General features: G+C 68.9%; 5 protein-coding genes, 1 tRNA gene and 1 pseudogene. 6 read left to right on the top strand and 1 reads right to left on the bottom strand.

What is annotated here, in order from left to right; translation table 11 throughout:
- The first annotated feature begins 105 nt into the window (after positions 1–105).
- Positions 106–768, top strand: a complete 663-nt coding sequence (locus KCH48_RS24145) for a DegT/DnrJ/EryC1/StrS family aminotransferase (protein ID WP_210576998.1) — start codon at positions 106–108, stop codon at positions 766–768.
- Positions 769–851: 83 nt separating this feature from the next.
- A tRNA-Thr gene (locus tag KCH48_RS24150) sits at positions 852–927 on the top strand.
- 47 nt (positions 928–974) lie between these two features.
- On the opposite strand, the gene KCH48_RS24155 is transcribed toward KCH48_RS24150, so the two are convergent.
- A complete protein-coding gene (locus KCH48_RS24155) occupies positions 975–3,728 on the bottom strand; it encodes a SpoIIE family protein phosphatase (RefSeq protein WP_210576806.1) in 2,754 nt (917 codons plus the stop codon).
- 908 nt (positions 3,729–4,636) lie between these two features.
- On the opposite strand from KCH48_RS24155, the pseudogene KCH48_RS24160 reads away from it, so the two are divergent.
- From KCH48_RS24160 to KCH48_RS24175, 4 genes and pseudogenes are all read left to right on the top strand, one after another.
- Positions 4,637–7,384 (top strand): annotated as a pseudogene (locus KCH48_RS24160) (ATP-binding protein); the annotation flags it as partial.
- Positions 7,385–7,702: 318 nt separating this feature from the next.
- Positions 7,703–8,389 (top strand): two-component system response regulator, encoded by a 687-nt coding sequence (locus tag KCH48_RS24165; RefSeq protein ID WP_210576808.1) that lies wholly within the window; start codon positions 7,703–7,705, stop codon positions 8,387–8,389.
- Positions 8,390–8,530: 141 nt separating this feature from the next.
- A complete protein-coding gene (locus KCH48_RS24170) occupies positions 8,531–11,248 on the top strand; it encodes a DNA translocase FtsK (protein WP_210576809.1) in 2,718 nt (905 codons plus the stop codon).
- A gap of 262 nt (positions 11,249–11,510) precedes the next feature.
- The gene (locus tag KCH48_RS24175) at positions 11,511–12,341 is read left to right on the top strand and encodes a helix-turn-helix domain-containing protein (RefSeq protein WP_210576810.1); all 831 of its coding nucleotides are present in this window, start codon (positions 11,511–11,513) and stop codon (positions 12,339–12,341) included.
- Positions 12,342–12,369 lie beyond the last annotated feature (28 nt).

The following is a 12,369-nucleotide window of genomic DNA, read 5'->3' on the forward strand; positions in this document are numbered from 1 at the left end:
AAGGGTTGGACCCGGAACTTCGGTTCTGGGTCCAACCCTTTTTTGTTGTGCGTTACTTCAAGTTCACGTTGCGCAACGAGCATCCGAAGCATGGGTACTGCTGCAATGCTCCGGGCTGCCGGTGTCGGAGTCGGTGACGAGGTCGTCGTCCCGGCGTTCGGGAACGTGGAGGTCGCCGAGGCCGTGGCGACGGCCGGTGCGCTGCCGGTGTTCGCCGATATAGATCCGGTGACGTACTGCCTGGACACGTCCGCCGTCGAGGCGGCCGTAACTCCGCGGACAGTGGCCCTGGTTGTCGTACACCGCTTCGGTCGGCCGGCGGACATCGCGCGGCTGCATGAGCTCGGGCGGCGGCATGGGCTGCTGGTGCTGGAGCAGGGGGAGTCCGAGGTGCCGTACGACGAGGTTGCTCAGCGCAGGGAGCGTGCCTCGTATCTCGATGCGAAGTTGAGGGGCGTGCTGACGCCTGATGGTGGTCACGGGCATACCTATCAGCAGTACGTCGTGCGGGTGCCGGGGAACGGGCGGCCCGACCGGGACGCCTTCGCTCGGGCCCTGCGGGTCAGGGGAGTTGAATGCCGGGTGCCGGTGAAGGCGCCTGTGCATCGGCTGCCCGAGTTCCGTCGATGTGTGTCGCTTCCGGAGACCGAGCGGGCCGCGGACGAGACGTTGGCGCTGCCTGTGGACGCGTCGTTGACGAAGCGGGACATGCATCGAATAGTGTCCGCGTGCAATGCCCTTGGGGGACTGCTTCAGCCCGCCTTCTGACAGGGAGAGCGTGTTGGGAGCACAGGTTCGTTCGGGGTATGATCTATTCCGTCGCCGCGAGGGACACCTCGAGGACGTGACAGGCCCCTATAGCTCAGTCGGTAGAGCGTCTCCATGGTAAGGAGAAGGTCAACGGTTCGATTCCGTTTGGGGGCTCCAGTGATAAGGCCTCCCGCCCATAGGCGGGGGGCCTTTGTGCTGTTGTCCTAGTCCTTGTGGAGTCCCGGGACTCGCATCGCCAGGATCGCCATGTCGTCGGACGGGGCGTCGGATGCGAAGCGCTCCACCGCGCGCATGATGCGGGCCGCGACGGCGCCGGCCGTGAGGCCCGTGCAGGTGGTGAGGACGTCCGTGAGGCCGTCGTCGCCCAGCATGCGGCTGCCCTCGCGGCGTTCGGTGACGCCGTCCGTGACGCACAGGAGGACGTCGCCGGGGTCCAGGGTGACCGTCTGCTCGTACAGCTCGAGGTCCTCCATGACACCGAGGAGCGGCTGGGGTTCGGCGGCCGGTTCGACTGTGCCGTCCTGTCGGAGGCGGAGGGGGAGCGGGTGGCCGGCGCAGACGACCTTCAGTTCCGCGCTGCCGTCGTCCTGGGGGCGCATCTCGCCGTACAGGAGCGTCAGGAAGCGGCTGCGGGCTCCCTCGTCGAGGATGGCGGAGTTCAGGCGCTCCAGGACCGCCGGGCCGCTCAGGCCCTCGCGGGCGAGCAGGCGCAGGGCGTGCCGGGCCAGGCCCGTGACCGCCGCCGCGTTCGGACCCGTACCGCAGACGTCGCCGATGGCGAAGCCGTAGGCGCCGTCGCTGATGGGGAAGACGTCGTAGAAGTCGCCGCCGACCTCGTTGCCCTCGCCGGCCGCGCGGTAGATGACCTCCACCTCGACGCCCTCGATGTCGGGGAGTTCGGGCGGCAGGAGGCTGCGCTGGAGGGACTGGCTGATGGCTGTGCGCTCGGAGTAGAGGCGGGCGTTGTCCAGGGCCAGGGCGGCTCGGCGGGACAGGTCCTCGGCCAGCTCCAGGATTTCCTGGCGGAAGTGTTCGTCCGTCGGCTTGCCGAGGGTGAGCATGCCGATGACGCGGTTGCGGGCCACGAGGGGCAGGACCACGGTCTCGCCGCCGACCGCCGAGGCGGTGGCCAGCGTCGGGCCGATGCCCGAGCTGACGCGCGGGATGGGCTCGCCCAGGCCGAGGCTGCGCATGGACGTGCGCAGCGCCGCCTGGTGGGCCGACTCCGCGGGGGCCGACCAGACGCGGGCGCCGGGCGTGGGCACGGGATCCGGCGGGGCGATCTTCGAGAGCAACGACTTGATGCCGTCGATGAGTTCCTCGTCCTCGTGCAGGACGTACGACAGGTACGGCTCCGAGGCCTGGTCGGCGATCGTGTAGACCGCACACCAGGTCGCGAGGGTCGGGACCGTCATCTGGGCCATGAGGGCGAGCGTCTGGTCGCGGTCGAGCGTGCCGGCGAGCAGGTCGGAGGCCTCGACCAGGAAGCTCAGCGAGCCTCGGCGCAGGCGCTCCAGTTCACCCAGACGGGCCGACTCGACGGCCAACGCGATGCGGTCCGCGGCGAATTGGAGGCGCAGCGCCTCCTCGTTCGAGTATCTGCCGGGGGCCTCCGCGGCGACGCCCAGGGAGCCGGTGAGGCGGCCCTCGACCTTCAGCGGGACGGTGACGACCGAGCGCATGCCGGTGCCGTTCAGCAGGGGTACGGCGCCGGGGACCATGGTGAGGTCCTCGTGGACCGCCGGCATGCGGGCCGAGCCGTAGCGGCCGGGGCCCGCCTCGACGGGGACGCGGGCGAAGCGCTGGCGGGCGGAGGGCAGGCCGGTGGAGGCGCGGACCTCCAACTCCGTTTCGTCGTCGGTGGCGAGGAGCAGGAACGCGCTGTCGCCGTCGAGCATGTCGCGGGCGCGTTCCACGGTGCGCTGGAGGAGGCCGTCGAGATCGTCCGGGGGCGGGGAGCCGATGAACACCTCGAAGGGGTCGGTGTTCTGACCGTCCGGGCCGGTGCCGGAGTCGGAGGAGGAGTGGCGCAACGGCGTCTGCAGGACGGCGCGTTCGTGGTCCCGTACGAGAAGGCAGACCGTGGACGGCTCGCCGCCGGTGTCGCGGACCCGGAGGTGGGAGGCGTACACCGGGGTCACCCGGCCGTTGGCTCCGCGGATGCCGTAACTGCCCTCCCAGCGCGAGAGTTGGAGTGCCTCCGCGACGCCGGTGCTGGTGCCCGGCGTGTGCGGCCAGGCCGCGAGGTCCGTGAGGGGCTTGCCGTTCACTTGTTCGGAGGCGTAGCCGAAGAGTTCCTCGGCGTCCTCGTTCCAGGCGGAGATGCAGCCCGTGCGGTCGATCTGGACGACGGCGACGCGGACGCGGCCGTCGGCGAGGGGCAGGAGGTCTGCGGGGAGCGAGGGGCCCGCAGTGCGGGTGCCCACCGCGCGGTCGGGGAGGTCGAGTTGGAACCAGACCTGCTTGTGCGTGGGCGTGTACTCGACGCCCCAGCGGCCGGCCAGCGCCGCGCACAGCTGGAGGCCACGGCCGCCCTCGCGGTCCGGGCTGCCCATGTTGACGGCGGAGCCCTGGAGGGGGATCTCGCGCTCCGGGTAGCGGTCGGCGACTTCGATCCGGACGCCGTCGTCACTGCGCAGGCACAGGACGTCCGCGGAGGTGCCCGCGTGCACCACGGCGTTGGTCACCAGTTCACTGGTGAGGACGACGGCGTCGTCGACGATGTCGGCGAAGCCCCAGCCCTGGAGCGTGTCGCGGACGAAGGCGCGGGCGGTCGCGACCGATCGCCCGACGGGCTCGAAGCTGGCGGCCGCGCGCGCGGTGATCACAGAACTCCTCGACCGGTTGTCGACGTGCAGGGCTCCCTGGCCGACCGGCTCCCGTCGCGTTTGCGACGGCAGGCCGTCGGTCGGCCGGGGGTCCGGGGGATGTCCCCCCGGGATCAGTCCGGTGGTCATGGTGCGGCCGCCCCTCCGATGCCCGCTCGTTCTCGTGCCACCGCCCAGGCCGGACGGACCGGCGCGGCTGGACAGCCGCATGCAAGGTTACTTACCTTCCCCGTCCATGCGGATGCCGGTCTGCAGTGTTTCCGTCCGGAGGGTGTGCGGACGGTGTGGGAAGCTGCCGAACTGTTATGGCCGGGTTCAGCGAGGGTGAAACACTGGGCAAGCTTCTTGTGAAGGTCCGGACAGGCAGAGTGAGATCCGCCTCCGGGGGGCAGCAGCCCCGGGTGTGGCCTGGTATATCCGGCAGGAATACGCAGTAGTAACTGGTACGCCGAGCAGTAGTACCGGATCGCAGCAGCAACGGTCGACCCCTGCGGGAGGGACAAGTGGAGTCTGGCGCAGCGACGCGGGGCACTAAAACGCGCGCGAAAGGCGGACAGTCCCTGAGTAACCAGCGCAAACCGCGGGGCGGGACCACCGCGGTCGACACGGCGTCCCTGGACAGACTGCTGGCGGCCCTCGTGTCGATGCGGGACGGGAACTTCCGCAAGCGGCTCACGGTGTCCGGTGACGGCGTGATGTCGGAGATTGCCGCGGTCTTCAACGAGGTGGCCGACCGCAATCTGCACCTGACGGGTGAGCTGTCGCGCGTGCGGCGCATGGTGGGCCGTGAGGGCAAGCTCACAGAACGGCTGGAATCAGGCCCCTGTGAGGGCTCCTGGGCGGCCGCCATCGACCACTCGAACGCCCTGGTCGACGATCTCGTACGACCGGTCTCCGAGGTCGGCCGGGTGCTCTCGGCGGTGGCCGAAGGTGATCTGTCGCCGCGTATGGAGCTGCGGACGCAGGCGCCGGACGGCACCACGGGGCAGCCGCTGCGCGGGGAGTTCCTGAAGGTCGGGCGGACGGTCAACAATCTGGTCGACCAGCTGTCGATCTTCACCGACGAGGTCACGCGTGTGGCCAGTGAGGTCGGGACCGAGGGCAAGCTGGGCGGGCAGGCCCAGGTGCGCGGTATGTCGGGTTCGTGGAAGGACCTCACGGATTCCGTCAACACCATGGCGTACCGGCTGACGGCTCAGGTGCGGGACATCGCGCTGGTGACGACCGCGGTCGCGAAGGGTGATCTGTCGCGGAAGGTCACGGTTCATGTGGCCGGCGAGATGCTGGAGCTGAAGAACACCGTCAACACGATGGTGGACCAGCTGTCGTCCTTCTCCTCCGAGGTGACGCGAGTCGCCCGTGAGGTGGGTACCGAAGGCCAGCTCGGCGGTCAGGCACGCGTGCGTGACGTCGACGGCACCTGGCGGGACCTCACCGAGTCCGTGAACGAAATGGCAGGAAACCTTACCCGGCAGGTACGTGCCATCGCGCGCGTGGCGACCGCGGTGACCCGTGGTGACCTGAACCTGAAGATCGACGTCGACGCCTCCGGCGAGATCCAGGAACTCCAGGACTACATCAACAAGATGATCGCCAACCTGCGCGACACCACGATCGCCAACAAGGAGCAGGACTGGCTCAAGGGCAACCTGGCCCGTATCTCCGCGCTCATGCAGGGTCGCCGCGACCTCGACGACGTGGCCTCGCTGATCATGAGCGAGCTGACGCCGGTGGTCTCCGCACAGCACGGCGCGTTCTTCCTCGCCATGCCGCTGCTCGACGGCAAGGACATCAGCGGCGACCAGGAGGACGCGTACGAGCTGCGCATGCTCGGCTCGTACGGCTACTCGATGGGCTCCATGCCGACGTCGTTCCGGCCCGGTGAGGCGCTGATCGGGACGGCGGCCCAGGAGAAGCGCACGATCCTCGTGGAGAACGCGCCGAGCGGCTATCTGAAGATCTCCTCGGGGCTCGGCGAGGCACCGCCCGCGCAAGTGATCGTGCTTCCGGTGCTGTTCGAGGGCAAGGTGCTCGGTGTCATCGAGCTGGCCTCCTTCACGCCGTTCACGCAGATCCAGAAGGACTTCCTCAACCAGATCGCCGAGATGATCGCGACCAGCGTCAACACCATCTCCGTCAACACCAAGACCGAGGTGCTGCTGCGGCAGTCGCAGGAGCTGACCGAGCAACTCCGCGAGCGGTCGGCGGAGTTGGAGAACCGGCAGAAGGCCCTCCAGGAGTCCAACGCCCAACTGGAGGAGAAGGCCGAGCTGCTGGCCCAGCAGAACCGCGACATCGAGGTCAAGAACACCGAGATCGAGGAGGCGCGGCAGGTCCTGGAGGAGCGTGCCGAGCAACTCGCCGTCTCCATGCGCTACAAGAGCGAGTTCCTGGCGAACATGTCGCACGAGCTGCGTACGCCGCTCAACTCGCTGCTGATTCTGGCCAAGTTGCTCGCCGACAACGCGGACTCCAACCTCACCCCCAAGCAGGTGGAGTTCGCCGAGACGATCCATGGCGCCGGCTCCGATCTGCTCCAGCTGATCAACGACATCCTCGATCTGTCGAAGGTCGAGGCGGGCAAGATGGACGTCTCGCCGACGCGTATCGCGCTCGTCCAGCTCGTCGACTACGTGGAGGCCACGTTCCGCCCGCTGACCGCGGAGAAGGGCCTCGACCTGTCCGTACGGGTGTCTCCGGAACTGCCCGCCACGCTGCACACCGACGAGCAGCGGCTGCTTCAGGTGCTGCGCAACCTGCTGTCCAACGCGGTGAAGTTCACCGACTCCGGATCGGTCGAGCTGGTGATCCGGCCGGCCGGCGCGGACGTCCCGCTGGCGATTCGCGAGCAGCTCCTGGAGACGGGCTCGCTGCGGGACGCGGACGCGGATCTGATCGCGTTCTCGGTGACCGACACCGGCATCGGTATCGCGGCCAGCAAGATGCGGGTGATCTTCGAGGCGTTCAAGCAGGCGGACGGCACGACCAGCCGGAAGTACGGCGGTACTGGTCTGGGGCTGTCGATCTCGCGGGAGATCGCCCAGCTGCTCGGCGGTGAGATCCACGCGCAGAGCGAGCCTGGTCGCGGGTCGACGTTCACGCTGTATCTGCCGCTGCATCCGAGTGAACTGCCGCCGCAGGGCTACCACCAGGGGCTGCCCGTGCTGGAGGCCGGTGACCTGGTGGCGTCCGCGTCCCGGGCCGCGGCCGACCTGTCGGAGCTGTCCGAGGTGGAGGTCGAGACGCCGGCCGAGGTGAGGTCGTACCGCGAGACCCAGAACGGCGCCGCCGCGCTCTTCAGGCGCCGGCGCAGGACCACGCCCATCGCGGCGGCCGAGCAGCCGGGACAGGAGCGCTGGCCCGCCGACGACCAGGACACGGCGCCACGGTCGCACCGGGGCATCCGGTTCGGCGGGCAGAAGGTGCTGATCGTCGACGACGACATCCGCAACGTCTTCGCGCTCACCAGCGTCCTGGAGCAGCATGGCCTGTCGGTGCTGTACGCCGAGAACGGCCGTGAGGGCATCGAGGTGCTGGAGCAGCACGACGATGCGGCGGTCGTCCTGATGGACATCATGATGCCCGAGATGGACGGGTATGCGACGACGACGGCGATCCGCAGGATGCCGCAGTTCGCCGGGCTGCCGATCATCGCGCTCACCGCGAAGGCGATGAAGGGCGACCGGGAGAAGGCGATCGAGTCGGGTGCCTCCGACTATGTGACGAAGCCGGTCGACCCCGATCATCTGCTGGCGGTCATGCAGCAGTGGATGAGGGAGGAGTGACCAAAACCGTCGGGGCGCGAGGCGAAGCGGCGGGGAAGTAGTGGGAACCTTCGATGTTCACCCGGAGTTGCTGACGCAGGGTGGCCGCAGCCGTGTAGAAGTACGGGATACGGGGAACCTTCTGGTCTCCTGCTGCGTTTCTGCTACGTGCACAGTGACATCGCGGTGACAGGGTGTGGCGACAGGCAGGGTGCGGCTACCATGACCGGCACAAGGACGGGCGGCGCAAGGGAGTCGTCCCCTGGGGCGGCGCGCACCGGCGTCACCCCAAGTCCTGAGGACAGGGGAGGCCCCAAGCCGGGGCGAGGAGGGCGGGCCATGGTGCAGAAGGCCAAGATCCTCCTGGTCGATGACCGGCCGGAGAATCTGCTGGCGCTGGAGGCCATCCTCTCTGCGCTCGATCAGACGCTGGTGCGGGCATCGTCCGGGGAGGAAGCGCTCAAAGCACTGCTGACGGACGACTTCGCGGTCATCCTGCTGGATGTGCAGATGCCGGGCATGGACGGTTTTGAAACCGCCGCGCACATCAAGCGGCGGGAACGGACCCGGGACATCCCGATCATCTTCCTCACCGCCATCAACCACGGTCCGCATCACACCTTCCGCGGCTATGCGGCGGGCGCGGTGGACTACATCTCCAAGCCCTTCGACCCGTGGGTGCTGCGCGCGAAGGTCTCCGTCTTCGTCGAGCTCTACATGAAGAACTGCCAGCTCCGGGAGCAGGCGGCCCTGCTGCGGCTCCAGTTGGAGGGCGGCGGAGGCAAGACCGCGGTCGGCGAGGCGAAGGAGCCGGCCGGGCTGCTCGCCGAGCTGTCGGCGCGGCTCGCGGCCGTCGAGGAGCAGGCCGAGGCGCTGTCCAAGCAGCTCGACGACGAGTCCGCGGACGCGGCGGCCGTGGCCACGGCCGCACATCTCGAGCGCAAACTCACCGGCCTGCGCCGGGCGCTGGACGCTCTGGAGCCGGGCGCGGGCAATGGAGCACCGTCGGTGCCCTCGCAGAACTGACGCCCGCCGCAGACGCAGTTGTACCCGCGTGCACGTGGTGTTTGAGCGCGCGTCAGTTTCCCGCCCCGGCAAGGGCGACACGAACGGGTGAAGCAGTGGGCACACGTGTCCGCTGCCGTCTCCACCGGTAACCTCACACCTATGGCCTCACGTCCCTCCGCAGCCAAGAAGCAGCCTTCGAAGAAGGCTGCCGCTTCGGCGAAGGCTCCGGCGAAGAAGGCCGCCGCCAAAAAGGCCCCGGCGAAGAAGGCGCCCGCCAAGAAGGCCGCGGCCAAGAAGCCCGCGCCCAAGCCGGCGCCGAACCCCACCGGGGGCATCCTCTGGCTCGTGCGCGCGATCTGGCTCGGCGCCGCGCACGCCGTCGGCGCGGTGTTCCGGGGCATAGGGCAGGGCGCGAAGAACCTCGACCCGGCGCACCGCAAGGACGGCATCGCCCTGCTGCTGCTCGGACTCGCGCTGATCGTGGCCGCGGGGACCTGGTCCAATCTGCGCGGTCCCGTCGGCGACCTGGTCGAAATCCTGGTCACCGGCGCCTTCGGCCGCCTCGATCTGCTGGTGCCGCCGCTGCTCGCCCTCATCGCTGTGCGCTTCATCCGGCATCCCGAGAAGCCCGAGGCCAACGGTCGCATCGTGATCGGCCTGTCCGCGCTCCTCATCGGCGTGCTCGGCCAGGTCCACATCGCCTGCGGCGCGCCCGCCCGCAGCGACGGCATGCAGGCCATAAGGGCCGCCGGCGGTCTCATCGGCTGGGGCGCGGCGACCCCGCTGACGTACACCATGGGTGAACTGCTCGCCGTACCGCTGCTCGTGCTGCTCACGATCTTCGGGCTGCTGGTCGTTACGGCGACCCCGGTCAACGCCATCCCGCAGCGGCTGCGGCTGCTCGGCAGGAAGCTCGGGCTCCTCCACGACCCGGCCGACGACGAGGACGAGTTCTCCGACGACGACGAACGCTACGACGACCAGTGGCGTGACGCGCTCCCCGAGCGCCCGCGCAGGCGCGGACCCAAGCCCGAGGCGTACGACCCCGAGAGCGCGGAGCAGGAGGCCCTCTCGCGGCGTCGCGGTCGTCCGAGGCGTTCCGCGGTGCCCAAGCCCGCGATGGACCGGCAGATGGACGCCGTGGACGTCGCGGCCGCCGCCGCTGCCGCCCTGGACGGTGCCGTGATGCACGGTATGCCGCCCTCGCCGATCGTCGCCGACCTCACCCAGGGCGTGAGCGTGGGCGACCGTGAACGCACGCCGACCCCCACCCCGACGCCTGTCCCGGCCGCACGGCCGAAGCAGGAGAAGCTCAAGGCGGACGTACCGGATCTCACGAAGTCCGCCCCCGACGAGATCCGCGATCTGCCGCCGCGCGCCGAGCAGCTCCAGCTCTCCGGAGACATCACCTACTCCCTGCCGTCGCTCGACCTCCTCACGCGCGGAGGCCCCGGCAAGGCGCGCAGTGCCGCGAACGACGCCGTCGTCGCCTCGCTCACCACCGTCTTCTCCGAGTTCAAGGTCGACGCGGCCGTCACCGGCTTCACGCGCGGGCCGACGGTCACGCGGTACGAGGTCGAGCTCGGCCCCGCGGTCAAGGTCGAGCGGATCACCGCGCTGACCAAGAACATCGCGTACGCCGTCGCCAGCCCGGACGTGCGGATCATCAGCCCGATCCCCGGCAAGTCGGCGGTCGGCATCGAGATCCCGAACACCGACCGCGAGATGGTCAACCTCGGGGACGTACTGCGGCTCGCGGCGGCGGCCGAGGACGACCATCCGATGCTGGTCGCGCTCGGCAAGGACGTCGAGGGCGGCTATGTGATGGCGAACATGGCGAAGATGCCGCACATCCTGGTCGCCGGAGCCACCGGTTCGGGTAAGTCCTCGTGCATCAACTGCCTGATCACGTCGATCATGATGCGGGCGACCCCAGAGGACGTGCGCATGGTCCTCGTCGACCCCAAGCGCGTCGAGCTGACCGCCTACGAGGGCATTCCCCACCTGATCACGCCGATCATCACCAACCCGAAGCGGGCCGCTGAGGCGCTCCAGTGGGTCGTACGGGAAATGGACCTTCGGTACGACGATCTGGCGGCCTTCGGATACCGGCACATCGACGACTTCAACCAGGCCATCCGCGACGGCAAGCTCAAGACGCCGGAAGGCAGCGAGCGGGAGCTCAAGACCTATCCGTATCTGCTGGTGATCGTCGATGAGCTCGCCGACCTGATGATGGTCGCGCCGCGGGACGTCGAGGACTCGATCGTGCGGATCACGCAGCTCGCGCGCGCGGCCGGTATCCACCTGGTGCTGGCCACGCAGCGGCCGTCGGTGGATGTCGTGACCGGTCTGATCAAGGCCAACGTGCCCTCCCGGCTCGCCTTCGCGACGTCGTCGCTGGCGGACTCGCGGGTCATCCTCGACCAGCCCGGTGCCGAGAAGCTGATCGGCAAGGGCGACGGACTGTTCCTGCCGATGGGGGCGAACAAGCCGACCCGTATGCAGGGCGCCTTCGTGACCGAGGAAGAGGTCGCGGTCGTCGTCCAGCACTGCAAGGACCAGATGGCGCCCGTCTTCCGGGACGACGTCACCGTGGGCACCAAGCAGAAGAAGGAGATCGACGAGGACATCGGCGACGACCTCGACCTGCTGTGCCAGGCGGCCGAACTGGTCGTCTCCACGCAGTTCGGGTCCACCTCGATGCTCCAGCGCAAACTGCGCGTCGGCTTCGCCAAGGCGGGCCGGCTGATGGACCTGATGGAGTCCCGGGGCATCGTCGGACCGAGCGAAGGGTCCAAGGCACGTGACGTTCTTGTGAAACCTGACGAGCTGGATGGCGTGCTGGCCGTGATCCGTGGGGAGTCTCCAGGGTAGGAACCAGGCGCAGTGGTCACCTTGCGTGCGGATGCGCGGCGGGCCGATGTTCAACCGTGACCTGCCCGTAAGGGATCATTGAGCAACCGTTTCCCTTGGACGTACGTCAAGTTGAGGGAAGCGAAAAGCTTGTGCCCCACCATCGGGATGCCGGGCCATTCCGATGGCGTACAAAGTCCCACCGCCCGGTTGCCCCACCCTTTCGCACCCCCCCTAGACTGAACCTCCAGCACAGGTGGCTATACGCTCGAAAGGCGCCCCCGTGTCCCTCGGCAACTCCCCTGAAGACGAGCGTCCGTTCGAAGACGACCGTGAGGAAGCCCGCCTGTCGATCGGCCGTGCCCTTCAGCAGGCACGCATCGCGGCCGGGCTGACCGTCGACGACGTCACCAACGCCACCCGGGTCCGCCTGCCCATCGTGCACGCCATCGAGGCGGACGACTTCGGCCCGTGTGGCGGAGACGTCTACGCCCGTGGTCACATCCGGACCCTGGCCAAGGCCGTCGGCATCGACCCGGCCCCGCTGCTCGCCCAGTACGACGCCGACCACGGCGGGCGTCCGGCGCCGACCCCGGCGGCCCCGCTCTTCGAGGCGGAACGCATCCGCCCCGAGCGGCGCGGGCCCAACTGGACCGCGGCCATGGTCGCCGCGATCGTCGCGGTGGTCGGTTTCGTCGGGTTCACCGCGTTCAAGGGCGGTGACGGCGGCGACAAGACCCAGGTCGCCGAAGGGTCCACGCCCTCGACGAGCAAGACCGCCTCGCCCACGCCGGCCAAGCCCGACGAACCCAAGCCCGACCCGACGGACAGCGCCATCGCGGCCGCGCCCCAGGACAAGGTGACCGTCCAGGTCAGCGCCGCCGACGGCCGCAGCTGGATCTCGGCCAAGGACCACAACGGCCGGCTCCTCTTCGACGGCCTCCTCAAGCAGGGCGAGACCAAGACCTTCCAGGACAGCGAGAAGATCAACCTCGTCCTCGGTGACGCCGGGGCGATCCAGCTCTACGTCAACGGCAAGAAGATCGACGAGGACTGGCAGCCGGGGGCGGTCGAGCGGCTGACGTACACGAAGGGCGATCCGCAGGTCGGATAAGCGGTCGCATCGGGTGAAGCACTCACGG

This window comes from Streptomyces sp. GESEQ-4 (genome assembly GCF_017948455.1).
GTDB lineage: Bacteria > Actinomycetota > Actinomycetes > Streptomycetales > Streptomycetaceae > Streptomyces.